Source organism: Psychrobacter sp. NG27 (genome assembly GCF_016106655.1).
Taxonomy (GTDB): Bacteria; Pseudomonadota; Gammaproteobacteria; order Pseudomonadales; family Moraxellaceae; genus Psychrobacter.
The window spans coordinates 340523-364265 of record NZ_JADGIN010000002.1 but is presented as its reverse complement, the minus strand read 5'-3'; the positions used below and the strand labels follow the sequence as shown (position 1 = coordinate 364265).

Annotated in this window: 21 protein-coding genes; 14 read left to right on the top strand and 7 right to left on the bottom strand. The window is 44.3% G+C overall.

The features are described 5' to 3' along the window. Positions 1–102: 102 nt before the first annotated feature. Positions 103–402, bottom strand: a complete 300-nt coding sequence (gene lptM, locus IP485_RS04985; protein WP_198326282.1) for an LPS translocon maturation chaperone LptM — start codon at positions 400–402, stop codon at positions 103–105. Between the two features lie 685 nt (positions 403–1087). Here lptM and IP485_RS04980 point away from each other — a divergent pair. The 13 genes from IP485_RS04980 to IP485_RS04920 all read left to right on the top strand — a co-directional run bounded on the left by IP485_RS04980 (position 1088) and on the right by IP485_RS04920 (position 14022). Continuing rightward, positions 1088–2320, top strand: coding sequence for an acetate/propionate family kinase (locus IP485_RS04980; RefSeq protein ID WP_198326281.1), 1233 nt, complete (start codon positions 1088–1090; stop codon positions 2318–2320). Positions 2321–2452: 132 nt separating this feature from the next. Next, positions 2453–4600 (top strand): phosphate acetyltransferase, encoded by a 2148-nt coding sequence (pta, locus tag IP485_RS04975; RefSeq protein ID WP_197174709.1) that lies wholly within the window; start codon positions 2453–2455, stop codon positions 4598–4600. A gap of 98 nt (positions 4601–4698) precedes the next feature. Further along, a complete protein-coding gene (locus tag IP485_RS04970) occupies positions 4699–5742 on the top strand; it encodes a nicotinate-nicotinamide nucleotide adenylyltransferase (protein WP_227686440.1) in 1044 nt (347 codons plus the stop codon). A 131-nt stretch (positions 5743–5873) separates the two neighbouring features. Further along, positions 5874–6287 (top strand): ribosome silencing factor, encoded by a 414-nt coding sequence (gene rsfS, locus IP485_RS04965; RefSeq protein ID WP_194363532.1) that lies wholly within the window; start codon positions 5874–5876, stop codon positions 6285–6287. A gap of 165 nt (positions 6288–6452) precedes the next feature. Next, complete coding sequence (locus tag IP485_RS04960; RefSeq protein ID WP_198326280.1) at positions 6453–7205, top strand: MOSC domain-containing protein; 753 nt, start codon at positions 6453–6455, stop codon at positions 7203–7205. Between the two features lie 28 nt (positions 7206–7233). Next, on the top strand, positions 7234–7458 hold the full coding sequence (locus IP485_RS04955; protein WP_198326279.1) for a hypothetical protein: 225 nt from the start codon (positions 7234–7236) through the stop codon (positions 7456–7458). Further along, the gene (locus IP485_RS13960) at positions 7446–7733 is read left to right on the top strand and encodes a DUF2247 family protein (RefSeq protein ID WP_198326466.1); all 288 of its coding nucleotides are present in this window, start codon (positions 7446–7448) and stop codon (positions 7731–7733) included. The genes IP485_RS04955 and IP485_RS13960 overlap by 13 nt, the downstream gene beginning before the upstream one ends. A 56-nt stretch (positions 7734–7789) precedes the next feature. Further along, positions 7790–8665 carry an N-acetylmuramoyl-L-alanine amidase gene (locus IP485_RS04945; RefSeq protein WP_198326278.1) on the top strand — a complete coding sequence of 292 codons (876 nt, stop codon included), beginning with the start codon at positions 7790–7792 and terminating at the stop codon, positions 8663–8665. A 44-nt stretch (positions 8666–8709) separates the two neighbouring features. Then, a complete protein-coding gene (locus IP485_RS04940) occupies positions 8710–9456 on the top strand; it encodes a pyridoxine 5'-phosphate synthase (protein WP_198326277.1) in 747 nt (248 codons plus the stop codon). 234 nt (positions 9457–9690) lie between these two features. Next, positions 9691–10881 carry a glycine C-acetyltransferase gene (gene kbl, locus IP485_RS04935; protein WP_198326276.1) on the top strand — a complete coding sequence of 397 codons (1191 nt, stop codon included), beginning with the start codon at positions 9691–9693 and terminating at the stop codon, positions 10879–10881. Positions 10882–10958: 77 nt separating this feature from the next. After that, positions 10959–11984 (top strand): L-threonine 3-dehydrogenase, encoded by a 1026-nt coding sequence (gene tdh, locus IP485_RS04930; protein ID WP_198326275.1) that lies wholly within the window; start codon positions 10959–10961, stop codon positions 11982–11984. A 118-nt stretch (positions 11985–12102) separates the two neighbouring features. Next, the gene (locus tag IP485_RS04925; RefSeq protein WP_198326274.1) at positions 12103–12270 is read left to right on the top strand and encodes a hypothetical protein; all 168 of its coding nucleotides are present in this window, start codon (positions 12103–12105) and stop codon (positions 12268–12270) included. A gap of 306 nt (positions 12271–12576) precedes the next feature. Continuing rightward, positions 12577–14022, top strand: a complete 1446-nt coding sequence (locus tag IP485_RS04920; RefSeq protein WP_198326273.1) for a caspase family protein — start codon at positions 12577–12579, stop codon at positions 14020–14022. Between the two features lie 179 nt (positions 14023–14201). Here IP485_RS04920 and IP485_RS04915 read toward each other — a convergent pair whose 3' ends face one another. The 3 genes from IP485_RS04915 to purL all read right to left on the bottom strand — a co-directional run bounded on the left by IP485_RS04915 (position 14202) and on the right by purL (position 18974). Further along, positions 14202–14351, bottom strand: a complete 150-nt coding sequence (locus IP485_RS04915; RefSeq protein WP_198326272.1) for a hypothetical protein — start codon at positions 14349–14351, stop codon at positions 14202–14204. Between the two features lie 16 nt (positions 14352–14367). Further along, positions 14368–14766, bottom strand: coding sequence for an ACT domain-containing protein (locus IP485_RS04910; RefSeq protein WP_198326271.1), 399 nt, complete (start codon positions 14764–14766; stop codon positions 14368–14370). A 197-nt stretch (positions 14767–14963) separates the two neighbouring features. Further along, on the bottom strand, positions 14964–18974 hold the full coding sequence (gene purL, locus IP485_RS04905) for a phosphoribosylformylglycinamidine synthase (protein WP_198326270.1): 4011 nt from the start codon (positions 18972–18974) through the stop codon (positions 14964–14966). Between the two features lie 455 nt (positions 18975–19429). Here purL and IP485_RS04900 point away from each other — a divergent pair, with 455 nt between their 5' ends. Beyond that, positions 19430–19924, top strand: coding sequence for a pyridoxamine 5'-phosphate oxidase family protein (locus IP485_RS04900; protein WP_010195997.1), 495 nt, complete (start codon positions 19430–19432; stop codon positions 19922–19924). Between the two features lie 92 nt (positions 19925–20016). On the opposite strand, the gene IP485_RS04895 is transcribed toward IP485_RS04900, so the two are convergent. The 3 genes from IP485_RS04895 to IP485_RS04885 all read right to left on the bottom strand — a co-directional run bounded on the left by IP485_RS04895 (position 20017) and on the right by IP485_RS04885 (position 23543). Then, positions 20017–20784: a hypothetical protein gene (locus IP485_RS04895; protein ID WP_198326269.1), complete on the bottom strand. Its 768-nt coding sequence runs from the start codon at positions 20782–20784 to the stop codon at positions 20017–20019. A gap of 224 nt (positions 20785–21008) precedes the next feature. Then, a complete protein-coding gene (gene pgsA, locus IP485_RS04890) occupies positions 21009–21689 on the bottom strand; it encodes a CDP-diacylglycerol--glycerol-3-phosphate 3-phosphatidyltransferase (RefSeq protein WP_198326268.1) in 681 nt (226 codons plus the stop codon). Between the two features lie 651 nt (positions 21690–22340). Then, positions 22341–23543, bottom strand: coding sequence for an NAD(P)/FAD-dependent oxidoreductase (locus tag IP485_RS04885; RefSeq protein ID WP_198326267.1), 1203 nt, complete (start codon positions 23541–23543; stop codon positions 22341–22343). Positions 23544–23743 lie beyond the last annotated feature (200 nt).

Genomic DNA, 23743 nt, shown 5'->3' with positions numbered 1-23743 from the left:
TATCGCCATCGACTCTGAACGCGGCTTAACTCAAGCATCAGTATTTGAGCCAGTTAAGCGTTAATAGTTAGTCATTCGTAGCCAAGTGCTAAGTGCTAAGTGCTAATAATCGTTCGGGTCTTCACTAGGCTCTGGCAAAACCATCACGTCTGTATCTTGGTCATTACCATCAAGACCAGCAAAAGCGGCGTCTTGTGGATGGCTAGTGCTGTCGAGCATAGACGAGCTACCCTCAATCGTTTGGCTAGCGGAATCTACCAAGTATAAATCACCTTTTTGACCGCAACCTGACAACCCTGCCATAAGGGCACTACCAATAATGAACGCGCCGATAGTACGGCAATGGCTGCCAACCAATAAAGAGCTATCGTCGGTTTTTGGAGAGCGGTATATAGTAGACATAGAATGGGCAACCTGTGTGCATATAGCCATGTAAGGGCAATAATAATTGTGATAAATAAACAGCTAAAAAGGCAGTCAAAACGCTGCTGAGATAAGCATTTCAATCATAGCATTATTACACAAAGCTGTACGCATACTGAATATGATTGACTCATAAACTTGATTATTATTCAGCATTTTATTGTATTTCGATTGAGTTATTATCATGATAACGAGGAATATCTCGACTGCGAAACGCGATTTATGGGTATTTGGACAACATTTCTTACAATTTGTGCCACTGATAATTCGCTGTCACCATACGCCTTAATTCTATGCCAACTTATTTAAAAATTGCTGATGGTTATTAGCCTATTTTGGGCCAATCGCTTGCTACATCACATTCTCAAATATTTGGGCTATTGCAGTACAGATATATGAATAGACAGCAATATCTTGGCAATTCGCTCTCATCATAGGGTTTTGGCCCGTGATTCATAGACATTCGCCGATAATAATAGTATAAAAGTACCGGCTTAAATATAAATAGAATCGGCCACATACCTGCGTGGCACATGAGATATCAGCCATCCAAAAGGATTTGTACTGACAACGCGCTAGTATAAAAGACATATTACTAAAAACATTTTCTATATTTCACAAACGATTTGATTCACCTCCATAAAAACCAATCTAAGGATAGAGTATGAGCGCCACCCTAAGCACCACTTTTGATGATAAGAACAGTGAAACATCAACCCTGACCAGTCCGACTTTAGTGCTAAACTGCGGCTCGTCTTCCATCAAATACGCGTTGATTAGTGATGACAACTCTACTCGTATCACCGGTCTTGCCGAAAACTTAGGCCTCGATACTGCCCGTATCAAACACACCACCTTAAATGGTGAGAAGCTTGAAATATCTATCCCTGGTGGTCGCCATAAACTGGCATTACAAAAAATCCTTGAGCTGCTAGAGCAGTATCACTTCATCGCAGTCGGTCATCGCGTAGTACATGGTGGCCGTGAATACTCTGAGGCGGTACGAGTCGACGATCACGCACTCGCCGAAGTCAAACGCCTCAAGATACTGGCGCCACTACACAACCCTGCCAATGCGTTGGGTATCGAAGCGGTACAAGCCATTTATCCTGATATGCCGCAAGTCGTGGTGTTTGATACCGCATTTCACCAAACGATGCCGCCCGTTGCGTTTCGTTATGCCCTGCCAAAGTACCTGTATGAAGAACACAAAATCCGTCGTTATGGTTTTCATGGTACCTCTCATGCCTATGTCTCAGAGCGTACCAGCCAAATCACGGAGGCCAAAGGGCCACATGGTTGGCTAACAGCACATCTCGGTAATGGCTGCTCGGTGGCTGCCGTATACGATGGCAAGAGTCTCGATACCAGTATGGGTCTGACCCCACTCGAAGGTCTGATGATGGGTACGCGTAGTGGTGATGTCGATCCTAGCTTGCACATGCATCTAAAGCGTCATCTCGGTATCAGCCTAGAAGAGACGGACAAAATGCTCAATAGTGAAAGTGGTCTGCTGGGCATATCAGGCTTGTCTAACGATCTGCGCACCATTGAACAAGCCGCTAGTGAAGGTCATAAAGACGCACAGCTGGCGATTGAGATGTTCTGCTACCGCGCTGGTAAATACCTTGCCAGCCTAAGCTGTGCATTACCTGAATTTACCGGCATTGTTTTCACTGGTGGTATCGGTGAAAACTCAGTGACCACACGTGCCAGCATTCTGGCAGTGATGCGTCATTTTGGTATCAAAATAGATGCGGAAAAAAACGCCAACTTAGCTCGTGGCAAAGAAGGCAGCTTTCATGCAGATGACAGTAGTATTGAGCTGTGGGTCGTACCAACGGATGAAGAATACCGTATCGCGCAAGAGACGCGTCAGGCCTTGAATTTGGTATAAGCCTATTTAGATATTATACTCAGCGTTTATCATTCTTGATGGTTATAAAAAACATAGAATAAAACGCTCGGTATTTTTTATGCTGCCAATAATAAATCGAAGTCTAAAACAAAATAAATCGTAGGAAACCTTATGCAAACCATTTTACTTGTTCCCATCAGCCGCGGTATTGGTGTGACGTCAGCGGCGCTCGGTCTGATTCGCGCGTTTGATTATAACGGTATAAAAGCCGGCTTTATGAAGCCGTTTTTGCAAGACGACACGCTCGATAAACAGCACAGCTTAGACAGCTCGAATGCGCTCACCATGCATGCGTTTGGTCTAAAGCCGCCCAAATCTATCAGCCGTCAGCACGTCGAGCGCATGCTGGGCGATGGCAATCTTGATGACTTAATGGAAGAAGTGATCGCCAACTATCATACGATCGATGAGGGTCATGAGGTCATCATCTGCGAAGGTCTAGTGCCGACTACTGAAACCTCTTATGCCTCACAAATCAACCGCGCGCTTGCCCATGCGCTAGATGCCAAGATTATATTTGTCAGTACCGCTGATATCAATCAGCCTGCCTATTTAGCAGATAAGCTCGATGTCCATGCACGTGAGTTCGGCGGCGTCATTGATGCACGTACGCTCGGTGTGATATTGATGCGCGTACAAGACGTGCCCAACACCTTTGAAAACCAACCAGTTGCCCCTGGTGAAGCGGTTGTCAGCTTAGATCAGAACTTTATGCAGGCAGTTCAACGTCTATCGCCTTCATTTAATACCGACGCGTTTCGCCTCATCGGTGTGGTGCCCTTTAGTGACTCGTTATCAGTACCTCGCACGTGGGATATCGCGACCGAGCTGGACGCGACTTGGCTCAATGTTGGCGAAGCAAAAACACGTCGTATCAACCGTATCAGCCTAACTGCCCGTTCAGTAGCGCGTGTCAATGAAGTCTTTAAGCGCGGTACGTTGATGGTAGTACCGGGGGATCGTGATGACTTATTACTCGCTGCTGGCTTGGCTTGTATCAATGGTATTCCACTCGCCGGACTGGTATTGACGGGCGGTATCATGCCAAGTGCAACCGTGGCTGAGCTGTGGCAGTCAGCGCTCAAAACAGGCATCCCTGTCATGAGTGTCGAAAGCGACAGCTATGAGACCGTGCAGAGCCTAATGCACATGAGCTCTGAGATTCCAAACGACGACACCGAACGAGCGGAAGAAGTGGCTCGCTATGTGGCCGCGCATTTGGATCTGAGCTGGATTAAAGAATACTTCAGCCGCAATCACGAGCCACGTTTGTCGCCGTCAGCATTCCGCCATCAGTTAGTCAAAAAATCACAGCAAGCCAAAAAACGCATCGTACTGCCAGAAGGCGCTGAGCCACGTACCGTGGAAGCGGCTTGTATCTGTCAAAGCCGCGGTATTGCCAACTGCGTATTACTTGCTAAGCGTAGTGATGTTGAACAAGTCGCTAAAAACCGTGATTTGACGTTGCCTGAAGGTCTAGAAATCATCGACCCTGACAGCCTCGATATGAGCAAATATATCAAAGCGGTCGTTGAGCGCCGTAAGGGTAAAACCAACGAAGATGTCGCCGCTGAATATCTAAAAGACACTGTGTACCTCGGCACCATCATGCTACAGATGGATGAAGTCGATGGTCTGGTCTCAGGTGCGATTCATACGACTGCCAATACCGTACGCCCAGCATTTCAGTTGATCAAGACCGCGCCGCAATACTCTCTCGTGTCGTCAGTATTCTTTATGCTGTTGCCTGAGCAAGTGGTCGTCTATGGTGACTGCGCCATCAACCCTGATCCTAATGCTGAAGAGCTGGCAGAGATTGCCATTCAATCAGCCCAGTCTGCGGCGGCCTTCGGTATCGATCCAAAAGTCGCGATGATCAGCTATTCTACTGGCTCATCAGGGGCTGGCGCGGATGTCGAAAAAGTCGCCCGTGCGACCCAAATCGTTCGTGAGCGTGCACCAGACCTCAAAGTCGATGGCCCACTACAGTATGATGCGGCATCCGTCATGAGCGTGGGCAAACAAAAAGCGCCTGACTCGCCTGTCGCTGGACAAGCCAATGTCTTTATCTTCCCTGATTTGAATACTGGTAATACGACTTATAAAGCGGTACAGCGTAGCGCCAACGTCGTCAGTGTCGGCCCAATGCTACAAGGACTAAACAAACCAGTGAATGATTTATCACGTGGTGCGTTGGTTGATGATATCGTCTATACCATCGCCTTGACCGCCATTCAAGCGCACAGCGACCTGATTTAATTATCTTCACGTTTGCATACTGCACACTTATAGATAGCCGACTGTCATGATGATGGTCGGTTTTCTATTGGTGTTTTGATGACATTTGATGTCACTTGATGACATTTAATGACAGAGGCGCGCTTGCCCTCTACAATGGCGCTATCTTCTCTAGAATCAACCAACGTATTATTAATCCTTTTACACATTTATTTATGCCAAATACGAGCACTAGCCCTCAAGAAAAAACACCTGCGCCTGCCATCCGCGCTTATCTTGGTGGCTCGTTTGATCCCGTACATAACGGTCATTTAGAAGTAGCGATGTCGGTCTATCAGCATCTACTCCCAATCGCCAAGCAACAACAGCGTCCACTGCATGTTTCATTACTACCCAATGCACGCTCGCCATTTAAAATACAAAGTACAGATCCTAGCCATCGATTGGCCATGTTGAAGCTCGCGACACAAGAGACACCGATACAAATCAATGAGCTGGAGCTATGGCAAGCACCGCCTGTTTATACGATCGACAGTGTACGTACATTGAGGCAGCAATATCCTCATGACAGTTTGATATTTATCATGGGTATGGATAGCGCGCATAGTTTGGATAAATGGAAAGAGGGATTACAACTCACTGACCATGTCAACCTATGGGTGTTTAATCGTGAGAGTATTACTGATACTGATGATGAAATGTCTGACAGCACTATATCTGCTGAAAAAAATATAGCGACTGCACAAGATGTTGCTTTTTTAAAATCGCAGCTGCCGTTGTCATTGCAGCCCTATATGACGGACTCACCGATTGCGCTATTGACCCTAACTACTCAGCAACTAACAGATAGCTCGAACTCAAATATCACTGATCCGAATAGTATTGATTTGAAAGCTGACTTGAAAAGCACCAATCAAGGACGCATTTATATAGATCCGCGACCCATTACTGCCGTATCAAGCACACAAATACGTGAGCAACTACAGAGAATAGACAATCAAACAAATAAAATGCCAGTCGCCCAAAGGCAAATCACATCTATAGCACCAATAAATGATATCATTAGCAATACTGAATCCAATCCATTAGCTAAATGGCTAAATCCTGCTGTTTATCAATATATTATCGCCCATCAGCTATATTCTGCTGCTCAATTCCGTTAAAATCGCCTTATCTGTGTCATTTTGCCTATCCTGTCTCTATGCGTGACTGACGACATATGATGAGTCGGATAAGACAAATTGACGTTTTACCCCTTTATTTTATATATTTACGATTCAAGAGATTAAAATTTATGACCAACACCATGACTGAAGAACGCCTAACAGAATGTTTGACCATTGTACAAAGCGCTCTAGATGATATGAAAGCAAAGAACATCACTGTAATGAATGTAGAAGCATTGACTGACGTAACCGAACGCATCATCATCGCTGATGGTACGTCTAAGCGCCATGTGCGTGCGATGGCTGATAGCGTCGGCGCTGAAGCTAAGCAAGCGGGCTTTATGCCACTTGGCCGTGAAGGCGGTATCGACTCTGACTGGACGTTGATCGATTTGGGCGCAGTTGTCGTCCACATGATGACGCCACAAGCTCGTGAGTTCTATGACTTAGAAGGCCTATGGTCATCACCTGAGCAGTTGGCTGAGCTGGTCGCTGTGCCACGTGAAAAGAAAACTGCTGGTCGTCGTAACAAAAACAAATAAGACTGTTGATTACGACAATCATTCAACATTGAAAAACGTATTACCAAAAAGACCAGATGATTATTCTGGTCTTTTTTTATGTGACCTATGAGGTGGCAAACCCGTATAATAAAATGGATATCAGACAGTCCTCGCCTGCTAATTCTTTGTATATTAGGAAACCTTATGAGCGCAGCATCAGTCACGCCAACAGTTGAGCAAACCCCAAAAGACTTTAACCAAGACCTGCCGCTACATATTGCTACCCTAGCCTGTGTGCGTGCTGGCAAGTCCATGCCATTCACCCGTGAGCAACTGAGTGCCATTGACAAGGCGCCAATTAAAGCGCCTGTCGCGGTCAACTTCATGGGCCTCGCCACTGATGAGCAAGCCGATCGCAAACATCATGGTGGCCCGCTAAAAGCGGTGCATCAACTAGCACCTGCGACTTATGAGAGAATCAATACAGAGTTTGGCCTAAACGTGCGTGTCGGTACATTGGGCGAAAACCTCACGACCGAAGCCGTCAATGGTCTGCCTGAAATGACCGAATCTGCCGTATGTATTGGCGACGTTTTTCAGTATGGTGATACTGATACTAGCGATAGTGTCCAGCTACGCATCGTCCAGCCGCGACGCCCCTGCTACAAGATCAATGATCAGATCGGACAGTTTACCAAAGTGCCAAATATCGCAGCATGGGTCAGCAAACAAGGTATCTCTGGCTGGTACTTCCAAGTCGTGCATGATGGTCTAATTGATGCGGATTTGCCAGTTTATTTAATCGAGCGTCCCTATCCGTTTGCGACACTTGAGACACTGTGGCAACTGGCCAATTCTAAAGAGAAATACGATGCTAATGTGATTGAGCCATGGCTCGCGATTGAGTGTTTGGAAGAGAGTTGGAAAAAGGTCTTGGCTAAGAAGGTTAAGAGTTAATCAATACTAACTAGAGATTAGAATCATCATGAAACACCTTAGTATTCCCTTCTCTTTCTTACAAGAACATAGCATTATTTTATCTGCAGAAGAAATCAGATTTGCTATAGGGTATGAGCTAATCGATTTAAGAGAGTTAGCTGACATTGTTGATACGTCATTAATTAAGCACCCTAATGATGAGAGCTTATTAGAATTGGCTCTTAATCTGTTGTTAGACAGTTTTTATATAGATACTACATCAAACCTATAAGTTTAATATCTAGTGAGGCAGACTGTGAGCTGAAATCAGTCAGCAGTAAATGGAGATACATTCTCTTACTTTGGCTCTATGAAAATAGAGAAAATAGTAGTGCTGATTACGATAGAATCAATAAAGTTTATGCTGACTTTAGTTACCCTGTAGATATGGAAAGATTCATAAGTTATATGCCTGCTCATGGTAATACTGAAAAGCTAGGCTATGACCATATCTTGCATAACTGGAAGGACTATTTAAATGCTTATAAACATTTAATAGCATCTTAAAACACTTCAATCTGAACTACCCTTTGGAAAGACATCATTCCCACACAGAGCATTTCATGGTAAAAAACATCTTCTTAGCATTTGGCCTAACCCTGCCCCTGATTGGCTGCGTGACTACGACATCTCCAGTAGCGACCACCGAAAGCTACATCGTGGATAGTAAAACCTATCAAGCCACTGGCAAAAGCGAACGTATCAAAACCATTGTGCTGCACTATACGGTGTCAGACAATGACAGATCTATCAACACACTGACCACAGGCAAGGTCAGCGCCCACTATCTAGTGTTAGATAATGACGATGATAAAATTTATAACCTCGTACCAGAAAACGAGCGCGCTTGGCATGCGGGTGACGGCGGCTTTGCAGGACGGACAATCTTGAACGATACTTCTATCGGCATAGAAATCGTCAATACAGGGATTGCGCCTGAGTATCAAAATGCCCTAAAAGACGGCCAGCTGGCGTATCATCCTTATGAGCATTATGTGGCTTTTGATGAGTTACAGATTAAAAAAGTCGCGGAGCTGGTGCAAGATATCACCGCCAGATATGACATCTCACCAAAGAATATCATCGGTCATTCTGATATGGCACCCTCACGTAAGATAGACCCCGGTGCAAAGTTCCCTTGGCAGCAGCTGTATAAGCAATATGGCATCGGCGCTTGGTATGATGACGCTGATAAGCTTGCTTTTATGGATGCAGACACGTTTGCAGCGGCAACGATACCTGAGATCAAACAGCAGTTTCGTGACTATGGCTATCAGATTAATAGCAGTGAAAAATGGGACAAAGCCAGTCGTGATGTCGTCTATGCGTTTCAGCTACACTTCAGACCCCGTAATCCAACAGGCGAAGTAGATTTAAAGACTTATGCTATTTTAAAGGCATTGAATAAGAAGTATGCTGATACCAACGATTTTTATTAACCCTTTCATGTCATCAATAATAAACGAGCTGTACAAGGAATTTTATGAGCACATTGTTTAGCGTAAATTTGAATAAATTGGCTTTGATCCGTAACTCTCGCGGTACTGACTACCCTAACCTGTTGTACTTCGTGAAAAAGCTGATTGATCTAGGGGTTAAGGGCTTTACCGTACACCCGAGACCCGATGAGCGTCATATCAGATACCAAGATGTCTATGATATCAGTGCATTCTTAAAGGACTATCCAGAGATTGAGTTCAATATCGAAGGTAATCCAAACGAGCAGTTCTTGAAGATTATCCGTGAGGTAAAACCGCATCAATGCACGCTCGTGCCAGATAGCGAAGATCAGCTGACCTCTGATCATGGCTTTGACATCATCACACATCACGAATTTTTATCAACATTGAGCAAAGAGCTAGAAGCGTTCGGTACGCGCTGTGCAGTGTTTATCGACCCTGATATCGAACAAATCAAAGCGGTAATCGAGAGCGATGTACAGACGATCGAGATGTATACCGAAGAATGGGCGCGTGCTTACAGCAATGGTAAGAGCGATGACAATATTGATTTCGATGAGGTCAAGCAACGATTTAGCGACTGTATCAACCTAGCCAATCAAAACGGTATCCGCGTCAATGCGGGTCATGATTTGAATTTGGATAATTTGGCTGACTTGCTCGCGCTTAGTGATATCGCTGAAGTGTCGATTGGTCATGCATTTACGATTGAATCACTGGAGCAAGGCATGGATAATGTCGTGCGTCAGTATTTAGCAATTTGTGGTTAGTTCATATTAATGAGTAAATAGTCTATTCACTTTACACTCGATGCGGTGGTGCTGGAATATATTTTATGCAGCCTCTGTCAGCGTAGACACAGCAAGCAAGTAAAATTTATACCAGTAGCACGGTAATATTGGCGTATCAATTTTATTTTAAAATGACTACAGTTTGGTTCTATCAGCAGTCCTAATGTCTGCATTATCAATACGAACGCCAATAATATTAAAAAAGGAATCTTTATGTATCAAGACTTTCAGAAGCACTTACAACAAGAAATCAGTGACATACGCGCGGCAGGACTATATAAAAACGAGCGCGTGATCACCTCTCCGCAAGATGCGCTCATCAAGATCGCCGATGGCCGTGAGATGCTTAACTTCTGTGCCAATAATTATCTTGGATTGTCTGACCATCCTGAGATTAAAAAGGCGGCGATCAAAGCCATCGAAAACTCAGGCTATGGCATGTCATCGGTGCGTTTTATTTGTGGTACGCAAGATTTGCATAAGCAATTAGAAGCGGCAATTTCTAAGTTTTTTAATACCGAAGATACGATTCTTTATGCGGCCTGTTTCGATGCCAATGGTGGTGCCTTTGAGCCACTACTGACCAGCGATGATGCCATTATTTCTGATTCATTAAATCATGCCTCAATCATCGATGGTGTGCGCCTGTGCAAAGCGGCTCGTTATCGTTATGCAAATGCAGATATGCAGGATTTGGAGACGCAATTACAAGCGGCGCAAGCACAGCGTTTTCGCTTAATTGTCACCGATGGTGTGTTTTCGATGGATGGTAATGTGGCGCCAATGGATGAGATCTATGCGTTGGCACAAAAATATGATGCCATGGTGATGATTGACGAGTCGCATTCAGCAGGCGTGGTCGGTCACACTGGTGGCGGCGTAACTGAATTGTTTAATCTACGTGGTGATATTGAGCTGATCACTGGTACTTTGGGCAAGGCATTTGGCGGTGCTATTGGCGGCTTTACCACGGGTAAAAAAGAAATCGTTGAGATGCTGCGTCAACGCTCACGCCCGTATTTATTTTCAAACTCTATTCCTCCTATGGTGGCTGCCGCTGGGGTAAAAGCGTTTGAAATGCTATCGCAAGACAATACCCTACAAGATAAATTGCATGAAAATACCGCCTATTTTGTGAAGAAAATGCAAGATGCAGGCTTCGATATCAAGCCCACCGCCTCGGCAATTTGTGCAGTCATGCTTTATGATGCAAGCGTCTCACAGCAAATGGCAGATGCGCTGCTTAGCGAGGGCATTTATGTGATTGGCTTCTTCTACCCTGTCGTACCCAAAGACGAGGCTCGAATTCGCGTCCAGCTCTCTGCTGCCCATACTCGTGAGCAGCTAGACCAGTGTATCACCGCATTTATCAAAGTCGCCAAGCAAATGAAAGTGATTGATTAAGCGTCATTCGGTATTTGTTCGGTATTCACTCGCTAGATTCAACCATTAAGCACAACACCGTTAAATAAGAGAAAAGTATGAAAGCACTGGTTAAAGCCCATGCCAAAAAAGGCATCTGGATGCAAGACATGCCAGAACCTACGGTAGGCATCAATGACGTCAAAATTAAAATTAAAAAAACCGCCATTTGTGGTACAGATTTGCACATTTATAAATGGGATGAGTGGTCAGAAAGAACCATCAAGACGCCGATGATCATCGGACACGAATACGTCGGTATCATTAGTGAAATGGGCGATGGCGTGAAGCACTTTGAAATAGGCGACCGAGTCACAGGCGAAGGACACATCGCTTGCGGGCATTGCCGTAACTGCCGCCGTGGCAAGCTGCATGTGTGTGAAAACACCATCGGCGTGGGCGTCGACCGCGATGGCGCGTTTGCTGAATATTTGGTGATACCTGCCGATAATGTCATCAAGCTCGATGAGCGTATCAGCGATGAGATGGCAGCCATCATGGATCCCTTTGGCAATGCCACGCATACTGCCCTTTCATTTCCTGTCCTTGGTGAGGATGTACTGATTACGGGTGCGGGACTGATTGGTTCTATGGCGACAGCGATTTGCCGCTTCGCAGGGGCACGTAATATTGTGGTCAGTGATATTAGTGATTATCGCCTAGAGCTTGCCAAAAAAATGGGCGCGACGATGACCATCAACCCAGCCAAGGGTGAAACCATCGAAGGCGCCATTGCTGAGTTAAAAATGCACGGCTTTGATATTGGGCTTGAGATGTCAGGCTCGCCTCAGGCCTTTGATTCGATGATTAGTAATATGTATAACGGCTCTAAAATTGCGCTCTTGGGTATTTTACCTAACACCACCACGGTGGATTGGAGCAAGATTATCTTTAAGGCGTTAACCCTAAAAGGTATTTATGGCCGTGAGATGTGGGAGACATGGTATCAGATGGAGCAAATGCTGATTAGCGGTATTGATCTATCGCCCATCGTTACCCATCGCATGCACATTGATGACTTCCAAGAAGGCTTTGATATCATGGAAAGTGGACAATGCGGTAAGGTGATTTTAAGCTGGGATTGATAACGTGGTGCTTCAGTATTTGAGGAGTCATGGTTAGAGTTTAAATTCTCACGACTGATAAAACGGCACTGATTTCAGTGCCGTTTTTTATAGGGTAAAAATTATATAGAGGTAAACTATGAGCGATTCCGAAGCTGATAAACTTGCAAAGTATTTAGCAGAAAAAGCCAAGCAAGATCAGGAAAGTGAACAGAAATCTGAGCCGCTCTCTGCTTATGATGCCTGTGTGCTAAAGGAAAGTGCTAAGATTCATGAGTTGATTGCTGAGGCTAAAAAAGGTAAATAGTTAGTTAAATGAAAACATATCATAATTAAAAAATAGTTAAGAAAGCTTTATGATAGTAACTAATCTTGTCGAAAAAATGTCGTAGATTAGTGTTGAGGAACAAGACCTAACATAATATTAGTTCAAACTATTAACTTAAACTTGCTGAGTACCATAACCTCTAAGATAACATATATACTTTATTAGATTAACGCATGGTTCTTGATAGAATACTATAGTCGAACATATTTTCTTCTATATTTAAAACTCAACAACGGACAAAGTGTTTAACTACTCATAATTTTTAAAATAATCGGATATTAAGATATGAATATAGGTATTGTTGTTGGAGTCAGTGATTATCAAAATGTACAAAGCTTGCCAGGTTGTGCACATGATGCCCGTGCTATAAAACAGCTTCTACAAATGGCAGATAAGTGCGAAGATATACTATATTTAACAGAATCTACTTCTACAACTAGTAAGTCTGTAAAATCAAAGCTTACTAGTTTCGTTCAAAAGTATACTAATGAAGAGATTGAAGAAGTAATTTTCTATTTCACTGGTCATGGTTTGTTTGAAGAAAATCAGTTCTACTATGTCTTATCCGACTATGAAGAATCTAAAAAACGTCAAACTTGTCTCTCTAATGACGAACTAGATAATCTGCTAAGAAGTCTGTCAGCAAATCTTACAGTAAAAATTGTAGATGCTTGTCAATCTGGAATAAGGTATGTGAAAGACCCAGACGTTTTTCGAAAGTATCTTCAAGAGTCAGAAAAGAACTTTGATAAATGCTATTTCTACTACTCTTCTCAGAATAATCAAAGCTCTTATCAAAATGATGAAATAAGCGATTTTACGTTAGCCTTTTTAAATTCATTCGCTAATAGAGAAAATCAAGAGATCAGATATAAAGATATAATGGATAGTTTAGCAGACGCTTTTTCTTCTAATTCTAAACAAACACCGTTTTTCGTGATGCAAGGAAATTACACAGAAGTTTTTGGTTTTATATCAGAGGATATTTCCAAAGCAATCTATGATGTAATAACTGTGGAACATATACCCGAACATAAGCAAAATTCCGAACCAAAGTCACTTATTCAACGTATTGAAGAACAAGCTTCTCTATATTGTAATCAAGAGCAAGCCTTAAACTGCTTACAGATATTAAGCCAAAACATAAGTGAATATGAATTTGATAACGAAATTGGCCAAATATTTGACCATAAAACTGAATTTCAAAATGATGTTGCTGCTCAAATAAATACAGAATACCTTGGAAATTATTTTTCAAATGTTGAAACTAATTACTTTGTAAATATTCATAAAGAAACACGGACACGAGAAGTTACGAATCACAATATATTCACTGGCTCAGTGGTTTCTAGGATGTTAAGTGGTGAAGATCTACCTAAAATAAAACAAGATTACGTAGCCATTACTGGTGCTAGCTCTTCTGTAGAGTTACCGTTCGAACAAGTCTATATCAAATTAGAGTCTAAGTATCCTAATATAAATGATACTGGGTGCTTGATGTTTCCCTATTTATCACAAACAAAAATGGCTGTTTTAGTTTGCTATTTTATGTATGAGACTAAGGAATGGGATGTTAAAAAGATAATTAAATCAACTTGTGAGTGGTCTGATTTTGAAATTCTAATTAAAGATGGAACTGAAGTTACAAATATGGTTAAAGAAGCTTTAGACAATTATACTAGATATACTTTAGATCCTATATTAGAACAGTTTGGCAATCAAAATGACTGAACATTATAAAGTAATTTAGTTTTTTCAATTTTTTGTAGAGAGTCAAGGTAAAAAATAGCCCACAAATCATATCAGTTTGCCATATCGACGGTAGATTACACTCTTACTAACCGACTCTACCAGCTTTTAATTTATCAGCTGAAACTGAGAAGAATGTTTGCAAGAACGAGATGTCACCGCTAGCCCCGACTGTAGCGGTATCCTGCTGGTTTGGGCAAGTTGCGATGGCTAGGTTTTGGGGTGGCGACGCAAAGCAAGCGACGACCCAAACCGTAGCCAGCGCCGCGCTCAGACTGGCAGATACAAGCGGAAGGCGGGAAATAGCTCACTTACTTATAAAAAAATTTATATATTACTCAGCTCTTTTAACGCAGATAACGCCTGCTCCGCCTTATCGTTCGACACAAATATATGGTCATGATAATAGGCAGCGATCACATTGGCACTGATACCTTTTGAGGTCAGTTTGGTTGACACGGCTGCGGTTAGACCTACCGCTTCTAGACTTGAATGCACCATTAAAGTGATTTGCCGAAACACACCTTCGTAATGCAAACCTGCCTCATCAGCATTGTCTTTTGTCAAAACCAAAGTCAACCCTTCTCTCTCCATAAACGTTGCCAGTGGCGCTAAGTTTACGTATTTTGCTAGCGGCCCTGTTACGGTACAAAACACAAATAACTCATCAACCAATGCTGGCTGCATCGAACTCAATAGCTCATTGATATCTGTAATTCCTGACATGTTCTTATTCCTTATTTTGCTTATTTTTAGTCTTTGTTAACTACAATTTTAGCATGGGTGTCACCACCTATACTCGTGAAAACACGATATAAGCGCTAACCTTTACTTCCAAAAACCCAAATCTTAAACACAAAAAAAGGTGAGCCTAAGCCCACCTTTTTTATTATCTAAAACAATTCAAACTGTTTTGGCAAATATTAACGCAACCAAGCTCGGGCATTGCGGAACATACGCATCCACGCACCGTCTTCGTCCCACTCTTCTGGTTTCCAGCTATGGTTATAGGCTTTTAGGTTACGCTCAGGATGCGGCATCATGATAGTGACGCGACCATCAGTGCTACACAGACCCGTGACACCGCCGACCGAACCGTTTGGATTGAGCGGATACGTCTCAGTTGGATGACCTTGGCTATCGACATAACGCATCGCAAGCTGACCGTGTTTTGCCATACCGTCGATTTCGTTGTTGTCTAGCGTGGCATAGCCTTCACCATGCGCCACAGCGATAGGTAAGATGCTGTCTTGCATGCCTTTGAACAGGATAGACTTGGTACGCTCGACTTTCACATTGACCGTACGCGCTTCAAAACGAGCCGATTGGTTGGCGATGAAGCGTGGGAAGTTATCTGCACCTGGGATGAGGTCCTTTAACTGAGCCATCATCTGACAACCGTTACAGACACCTAGTGAGAAGGTATCAGGACGGGCAAAGAAGCGGACAAACTGCATGCGTAGCTCGTCATGGAACAAGATAGAGTTCGCCCAACCAGAGCCTGCGCCCAATACATCACCATAGCTAAAACCACCACAAGCGACCAGTCCGTCGAAGTCACGTAGGTTGATACGGCCACTGAGTAGATCGCTCATGTGTACATCGACCGCTTCAAAGCCAGCTTGGGTAAAGCCTGCTGCCATTTCTGTCTGACCGTTTACGCCTTGCTCACGCAAGATAGCAACTCTTGGTTTATTTTCACGGCTAGCCAAGTACGGCTCTTCAACTTTTTGATTAAGATCAAAGTTTGGCGCAGCGATCAGGCCTTGATGGCTCGCATCAGCGATTAAGTCATACTCTTGCTGTACGCACGCTGGGTTATCACGGCGACGAGCGATTTGATAGCTGACCTGAGTCCACGCTTGCTGTAATTCAGTACGGCTAAAGCGTAAAGTTTCATTAATACCATCGGCACCCATTAGCGTTGGCGTTTGGATAAGTAGGCTGTCTTCTTCAGAGCTTTGACCAACGAGGCTAAGCATATCAGCAACGTTAAACTCTTCTGCCAATTGCATTAGCGCCGCGACGTTTTCTGGCAATACTTGGATGACGGCACCCAGCTCTTCACTGAACAGTTGACCGAGTAAGTTATCATCGGTCAATGACAGCTTGATACCTTGACGGCTGGTGAACTGCATCTCAGCGATGGTCGCTAGTAGACCGCCATCACCGATATCGTGATAGGCACTGATGACGCCTTGCGCGTTGCCCGCTTGGATAAAGTTAAAGAAATCGACCAAGTCGCTCGGCTGGGCTAAATCTGGGCAATCATTACCCAATTGGCTCAGCGTTTGCGCAAGGATTGAACCGCCTAGACGTAGCTTGCCTTTAGACAAGTCAATACGGTAGAACGCGCTATCGCCATTGATTAGCTCAGGGGTTAGCGTTTTTGCGACGTCAACCACAGGAGCAAAGGCAGTAATTACCAAGCTCATTGGTGATACGACTGATTTATCCGTCTCACCTGCTTCACTGCTGTCTGTCCAATTGGCACGCATCGATAGCGAGTCTTTACCGACTGGAATCGCGATACCCAATGCTGGGCACAGCTCTTCACCGACTGTATAGACCGCATCAAACAATGCTGCATCTTCTGCATCATCACCACAGGCTGCCATCCAGTTCGCTGACATCGTAATATCAGACAACTGAGCAATACGCGCACCAGCGATGTTGGTAATCGCTTCACCAATTGCAAGTCGTGCTGAGGCTTGAGGGCTGATTAGCGCAACTGGCGTACGCTCACCGATACTCATCGCTTCACCGCTCATCACCTGACCATCGAGCGCAATCAAACCTGACGCTGTCACCGCACAATCCGATACTGGCACTTGATAGCGACCCACATACTGATCGCGCACGACCATACCAGTGATAGAGCGATCACCAATGCTAATCAAGAATGATTTGCTAGCGACGGTTGGGTGACGCAACACGTCTTTGATAGACTCAGCTAAATTGACGTCGCCTAACTCTAATGCAGGTAAGCTGGTGTCATGACGCTCAAAGCTACGCTTCATCTTCGGCGTGCCACCGAGCAACACTTGCATCGGCATATCAACAGGCTGCTCAGCGAGCAATGTATCATCAACGACTAGCTGACGCACATCCGTGGCTGTTCCCAAGATGGCATACGGGCAACGCTCACGCGCACAGATCGCATCGAATTGGGCTTCGCTTTCTGGACGAATCGCGAGGACATAACGCTCTTGCGCTTCGTTTGACCAGATGGCCATTGGTGACATGCCAGCTTCTAACGATGGGATTTTACGCAGGTTTAGTACCGCGCCCATCTCGTGGTCATTGACCAGTTCTGGCATTGCATTAGAGATACCGCCCGCGCCCACATCATGCAATGACACGATAGGGTTGCCGTCTTTGCCATTATTGCTGGCATCGACATCACTACCGGCTAGTGCCCAGCAGCGATCCATTACTTCTTGGCAACGACGCTCCATCTCAGCATTGTCACGCTGAACTGAGGCAAAGTCCAAGCCTTCATCAAGTGAACCACTATCAACAGAAGACGCTGCACCACCGCCTAGACCGATCTGCATGGCAGGGCCACCAAGGACGATTAATAAATCACCTTGTTGAATGGCGTTTTTTTCAATGAGGTTGCGTTTGATATTGCCGTAACCACCTGCCAGCATGATTGGCTTATGATAGCCGCGCATTTCGCTGCCGTCTTTTGCCGCTGACGTATCCAACTGAAAACTACGGAAATAACCGCATAGATTAGGACGACCAAATTCGTTTGAGAAGTTGGCTGAACCGAGTGGTGCTTCCGTCATAATCTCAAGACTGGTTGCCATACGATCTGGCGTGCCATAAGCCTGAGTACTCAACTGACCTGACTGCTCCCATTTTTCAGCGAGCTCTGGGATATGCAAGTGTGATACGTGAAAGCCTGTTAGACCTGCTTTTGGCTTACCGCCACGACCTGTTGCGCCTTCATCACGAATCTCACCACCAGCACCTGTCGCAGCACCTGCATACGGGGCGATAGCCGTTGGATGGTTATGCGTTTCGACTTTCATCAAAATGTCGATTGCTTCTTGATGGAAGTCATAAGGATGGGCAGAGTTTACGTCCATCGCATCAGTCGGAATCGGGTAAAAACGCATACCGTCAGACCCTGCCATCACCGCAGCGTTGTCTTTATAGGCAGACAAGATACCTTGTGGATTAGACTGGTAAGTATTCTTAATCATTTGGAACAGTGACTTTGGCTGTACTGCACCATCCACTGTCCACTCAGCATTAAAAATCTTATGACGGCAATGCTCTGAGTTTGCCTGTGCAAACATCATCAGCTCAACGTCAGTTGGGTTGCGTTTCAACTCATTGACATACGCATTCATCAAATAATCAATGTCTTCACTAGATAACGCAAAACCAAACTGGGTATTGGCAGACTCTAGCGCTGATTGACCTTGTCCGATAACATCAATATGATTCAATGATGCTGGCTGCTCATCATCAAACAATTTGTTCAAATCATTCAAATCATAAACCAAGCTCTGCGTCATACGGTCAAACAATAATTGCTCAGCGTCTACTGGTAGTTTTTCGCCTGCTTCACCATCAATTGTTAAGGTATAAACAACCACACGCTCAACACGATTGATTTCAATTTCACAGTTATTAAAGATATCAGTCGCTTTACTTGCCCATGGCGAAATCGTGCCAAAACGTGGACCAACGATGACTTGTAATTGATTGTCCTGCGGGTCAGCGAGCACTGTCGCACTGTCAACAGCGAGTAGGTCTAACGCCTTTTTATGTTCATCACCTTCGAGCTTGCGTGATAGCACATACACTTGCTGGGTACTTATTTGACTGACATTGAGCTCGGTTTTTTGCTGAAACTGACTGATGAGTTGCTGCGTCTGAAAATCGGTAAGAAACGGTTGTCCGGCGATGGTCATCATAAAGGCATAATCCGTAAGATCAAGGCATCTCTGCCATGCTAAGTAAATGGTCTGCGTATTATAACAAGAAGCCCTGTAATAAGCAGGTCTAAACCGAGATAAATTGCCGATAAGTTGCGCGCTGCTACTATCAGATATTTGCAGAATAACGAGCTTGCGCTAAAGTCTAATCGCTACCCTTTCAACTTTGCACTGGATAATCAGACAGCAAAAATACACAGCGTCACACTTTTTACCTAACCCTCATACTCCTTACAAACTCTCACATCGCCTTACTGGGCACCTATATAAATCTATGGGTACAACTCGGTATTCTAGTCTCAGTTGTTAAGGCGACAATCGTTTTTGATATTTCAAATACGCTTTGTCCGAATAAGAATTACTACTATAAGAACTCAACTACCTAAGCATTATCATATCAATACCTAAATATTTTAAAGAAAAGGAAATCAATTATGAGCAGACAAGACCATATCGATAAAGTACAAGCATTGGTAAAAGAAGTGAAATTTGCCATGATGACCACTCGCACTCATGAAGGCCATTTACATGCCTGCCCAATGACAACGAGCGAGACGAGCATTGGTGCAAAAGAGATTTGGTTCATCGGTGATAAGACCACTGAAACCGTCAGCGATATCCAAAAAGACCCACAAGTGAACTTGGCCTATGTAAGCCAAGATGCAAAAGACTATGTCTCAATCAACGGTAAAGCCGAGCTAGTTGAAGACCAAGAGAAGCTCGATGAGCTATGGTCGCCAATTTACAATGCATTCTATGAGCAAGGTAAAGAAGATCCAAACGTCCAGCTAATCAAAGTCGTACCACATGGTGCCGAATATTGGCTAAGCGGCAGCTCAGTGGTCAATATGTTTAAGATGACGACTGCTGCAGTAATGGATGGTAAAAAAGCAACTAATCTAGGCGAAAATAATTCAGTGACGTTATAAGTTATCTAAACTGTAAATAGCGAAAACAAAAACGCCAGTGGCTAATGCGACTGGCGTTTTTTTATGCGTTATCTATTATCTATTTATAGGCATTACTGTGGTGGTTTGGCGTAGCCATTATCTGCTGGATACGCTTGCGGTTGCTTTTGCTTAGCAGGATCATATAGTTTATAGATAGCCGTACCAATCACACCTGTATTGTTGATAGAACCCGAGCTGGTATTGGCAGCATAAGCACTTTCTGGTTTGCTAAATATAAAGGATGCCACTGCGCTTTGGCTCTTGCGAAAACCCTCAATCACCAAATCATCATTTGGACGTAGCACATATCCGCTGTCCTGACGACTAGCAGCACTACCATCGATGACATTTATACCATCCACACTAGCGACAATCTCATACGTGTTGGGACTGTTATTGTTGTACACCAAACGATAGGCCTGCCCTGCTTGACCTTGCACATAATAATTGCCTGAGTCTCGATATAGTGACAACTCACCCGTATCCGTCTCTATCGAAAAATCAACCTTACCTGCCAGCAGCGACATGCTATTAACCGCACGTCCCTTGTAAGACTTATCTGCATAACGCACCTGCATTTGCTCGATAGGCTGACTACTCATGCGACGCAAATCAACCGTTGTCACTTGAGAATCAACGTCATCGCCCCATTTGGTACCCAAACGTTCTGACTCTGTCGCGTCTTGAGTGGCCGACATTTTAGACGACTCTGCTTGGATAGACTTGTCTTGCTGAATCGTTGGGGTAGACGACTCCTGCATACTTGGCCCTGATGAGCAGCCCGTTAGCAATGCCAGTAATAAAATGGCAGCACCTGACTGTTTCTGATGTAACGTCATACCGATCTCCCTATTTAAATGACATATGGCCATACTTTAATCAACTTCCCTGTGTCTGCTCTTTTGTATTTATCTACTATTTCTGAGTATATAGAAACGATGCAAACAATCAATGGCTAAAATAAATCGGCCAAAAACTACTGTTTACAGTCAGGCATAAAAAATACCAGTGGCTCATGCGACTGGTATTTTTTATGCCTGTTAAGGTAGGTTGCACTAGCACGCTATCCGCTTTGCTTTAAATATGGCCAAGCCGCTCTGAGATAAATAATCATCGACCATAATGTCAAAATAACAGCGGCAACCATCAGCACATAGCCAATCATTTCGAGCGATTGCCAATTGAGCAATAGCACCGTGATGGCAACCATCTGAAACGTGGTTTTTAGCTTACCCACATAGGAGACTGCCACGCTGGTACTTTTGCCCAGCTCTGCCATCCACTCACGCAGTGCAGATACTGCGATCTCACGCGAAATGATGACGATAGCGGCTATCGCCATAATAATGTTGGGATGCCACTGTACTAGGATTATCAGCGCTGCCGCCACCATTAGCTTGTCCGCGACTGGGTCCAAAAAACGCCCAAAGGCTGACATGACATTGAGCTTACGAGCAAAATACCCATCGAGCCAGTCGGTAATCGCGGCAATGATAAAGACGCCGGTCAATAGCAAATGGCGTAATAAGCTGTCGCTGAACTCGCTCATCCCTACTCGAGCGATCACATTGTCTGAGATGGCTGGCATGCCAATACCCATAGATGGTGGCCAATAGGCAATCGCGACAAACAATGGGATCATCAAGATACGTGCAATAGTCAGATTATTAGGCAAGTTAAAAATACTCTTGGTATTTTGTGAACTTGGCGGCTCCTGCGTATGCAAATGCGTGCTGTCAGTCATGGCAAACCCAGTTTAATATAGACGTAATAATGGCAGATAGCTTAGCATTTTTCGGGCAAGGCGTCATGCCATCTCTGTAGCAGCTCAGTTATTAATAATATCAACATGGAGCGTCTGTACAAAGTAAAAGATAGTCTTATCTAAGCTATTGAAAATATTCCGCTCTTCATATCCGTAGTGATACTGCCAAACACTGACAGCTCTCTAGAGACATTATCATCGATAATACCAGCAAAAGGTTGGCCTGCGCTTACGTCATTTATAACGTAATGTACTGTAACAACAGCCCCTTATCGGGCAGCAGTTGCGCTATGATAGTGACTAGAAAAAACACTTGTACACTTAAATATGTAAGCAAACATGTACGCCCATTGTACTTATCAAAACCGCCCTAATAGATATTAGTTGTAGAACCTATAATTATAACAAGTTACGCCCACGGCCTCTGTAGTCACCTACACTATCCGTTTTCCTCAGCCCACAGTACCTCCTCTGTGGGCCTTTTTTTGCGTGCTTTTTATGAAGGTGTCTTTTACTTACTCAAAAACTGGTTGCCTAAACTCTGAAGCACCCACATATGTTTTGGACAACCAATATCATAGGGCAGTACTGTAGTTATAAACAATACTGAGGCTATAGACAGCACTGGGGTTATTTCGTTTTCCAAATAGCATCAACTGTCTCTTGCGCCATTTGATAGCAGCTTTCAATATTGCCTTTTGCGCACCAGTCGCCACTGACGATCCATTGCTTGGTTTCATCGACCAAGATGCCTAGCTCTTCCCTGTCCTTATGTACGATAGTAGCTGCATAACGCCAACGATGACAATCTGTCTGGCTAGGTGCGCTGTCCTCGTCCCAGTTTAATGACTGCTTTGCAGCCTGCAATAGTTGTTGTTTGACTAATTCTATATCGTCGTCAACGTGCGCTTGCGACCAGTCATTACGGGCATGAATGGTGACACTGGGTAGCAGGTCATCATGGGCGGGTTTTTGATGTTCAATAAATATTCTATCGATGATAGCACTATCCACATAAGCCACATCCCACTGTGGTATTGCCTGATGATTGAATGTCTCAGGCAATGGTTGTGATTTATCCCAACCAAGCATCAGCGTATAGCAAGCCTGCATTTGCGGCTGCGTAATTTTGTTTTGTTCACTAAATCCACTGTCTGCCATTAGCTCCACTGCCTGACCGTTTGGCGCTGTACAGATCACCCAATCAAACCATCCAAGACTGGTTCCTGCCTCATCGAATAACTCTGTTTTTTGACTGTCCGAATGAAGAGTGTTTTGATGCTGGATGTTTTGATAATGAGAGTATTGAGCGAGCGGTGCCACACGAGTCTTAAACGCGATGGTTGTGTGCTTAAGCGCAGCGGTAAGCTCACGCCCCCAACTGGTCATTTTGGGTGTACTGATATAACGGGCATGGACAGTATCCCACTGCTCCTTGTTTTGGATATCGGGCGCTTGGATATCAAGCAATGGAATATTCGCATCCACTGGCGTGAGCTCAACCACCTTGGCGCACCACGGCTGTAGCAAACCTGTCTGCAACCATGGCGCAATAAACTGTCGAAAGCTGTCCGTCTTGGCTGTAAAGAACTGTGCGCCGAACGACCATTGCCAGTTTTTATTAGTCTCACTGTCGCTGCGATAGCGCGTCGCCAGACGACCGACACTGCGCGACTTTTCAAAGATAGTGACTTGCGGATTATTAAAGGGTATTTGGGTTTGATTCGATGCGCGCTCTAGTAAAGTGGCGGTGAGCAGTCCTGTTAGACCGCCACCGATGATGGCAATCTTGGGAGAAAGTTGGTCAGCTGGGTATAAAGCGTGGTCCGTCATAATCACAATAAGCCTTATTAGGTATGTGGCAAGAAATTTATGAATCGCGAGTGTAGTGTGTTGAATGTTGTTTTATGATGGATATTGAACCGTCAAAACAACTTAATATCAATATCGTCTGCGTAAAAAAAGCCATGCTATTCTCGATAGCATGGCTTTTTGGACTTCTATGAACATAGATTAATAGTTGCCCTTAATCT

What these genes read in the sequence shown, in the direction of transcription:
- IP485_RS04885 (WP_198326267.1), bottom strand. Translation starts at nt 23,543, where the DNA reads ATGACGGACCACGCTTTATACCCAGCTGACCAACTTTCTCCCAAGATT.
- lptM (WP_198326282.1), bottom strand. Translation starts at nt 402, where the DNA reads ATGTCTACTATATACCGCTCTCCAAAAACCGACGATAGCTCTTTATTG.
- IP485_RS04955 (WP_198326279.1), top strand. Translation starts at nt 7,234, where the DNA reads ATGAAACACCTTAGTATTCCCTTCTCTTTCTTACAAGAACATAGCATT.
- IP485_RS04980 (WP_198326281.1), top strand. Translation starts at nt 1,088, where the DNA reads ATGAGCGCCACCCTAAGCACCACTTTTGATGATAAGAACAGTGAAACA.
- IP485_RS04900 (WP_010195997.1), top strand. Translation starts at nt 19,430, where the DNA reads ATGAGCAGACAAGACCATATCGATAAAGTACAAGCATTGGTAAAAGAA.
- tdh (WP_198326275.1), top strand. Translation starts at nt 10,959, where the DNA reads ATGAAAGCACTGGTTAAAGCCCATGCCAAAAAAGGCATCTGGATGCAA.
- rsfS (WP_194363532.1), top strand. Translation starts at nt 5,874, where the DNA reads ATGACCAACACCATGACTGAAGAACGCCTAACAGAATGTTTGACCATT.
- IP485_RS04920 (WP_198326273.1), top strand. Translation starts at nt 12,577, where the DNA reads ATGAATATAGGTATTGTTGTTGGAGTCAGTGATTATCAAAATGTACAA.
- pgsA (WP_198326268.1), bottom strand. Translation starts at nt 21,689, where the DNA reads ATGACTGACAGCACGCATTTGCATACGCAGGAGCCGCCAAGTTCACAA.
- purL (WP_198326270.1), bottom strand. Translation starts at nt 18,974, where the DNA reads ATGATGACCATCGCCGGACAACCGTTTCTTACCGATTTTCAGACGCAG.
- IP485_RS04895 (WP_198326269.1), bottom strand. Translation starts at nt 20,784, where the DNA reads ATGACGTTACATCAGAAACAGTCAGGTGCTGCCATTTTATTACTGGCA.
- IP485_RS04910 (WP_198326271.1), bottom strand. Translation starts at nt 14,766, where the DNA reads ATGTCAGGAATTACAGATATCAATGAGCTATTGAGTTCGATGCAGCCA.
- IP485_RS04970 (WP_227686440.1), top strand. Translation starts at nt 4,699, where the DNA reads ATGACATTTAATGACAGAGGCGCGCTTGCCCTCTACAATGGCGCTATC.
- IP485_RS04945 (WP_198326278.1), top strand. Translation starts at nt 7,790, where the DNA reads ATGGTAAAAAACATCTTCTTAGCATTTGGCCTAACCCTGCCCCTGATT.
- IP485_RS04960 (WP_198326280.1), top strand. Translation starts at nt 6,453, where the DNA reads ATGAGCGCAGCATCAGTCACGCCAACAGTTGAGCAAACCCCAAAAGAC.
- pta (WP_197174709.1), top strand. Translation starts at nt 2,453, where the DNA reads ATGCAAACCATTTTACTTGTTCCCATCAGCCGCGGTATTGGTGTGACG.
- IP485_RS04925 (WP_198326274.1), top strand. Translation starts at nt 12,103, where the DNA reads ATGAGCGATTCCGAAGCTGATAAACTTGCAAAGTATTTAGCAGAAAAA.
- kbl (WP_198326276.1), top strand. Translation starts at nt 9,691, where the DNA reads ATGTATCAAGACTTTCAGAAGCACTTACAACAAGAAATCAGTGACATA.
- IP485_RS04940 (WP_198326277.1), top strand. Translation starts at nt 8,710, where the DNA reads ATGAGCACATTGTTTAGCGTAAATTTGAATAAATTGGCTTTGATCCGT.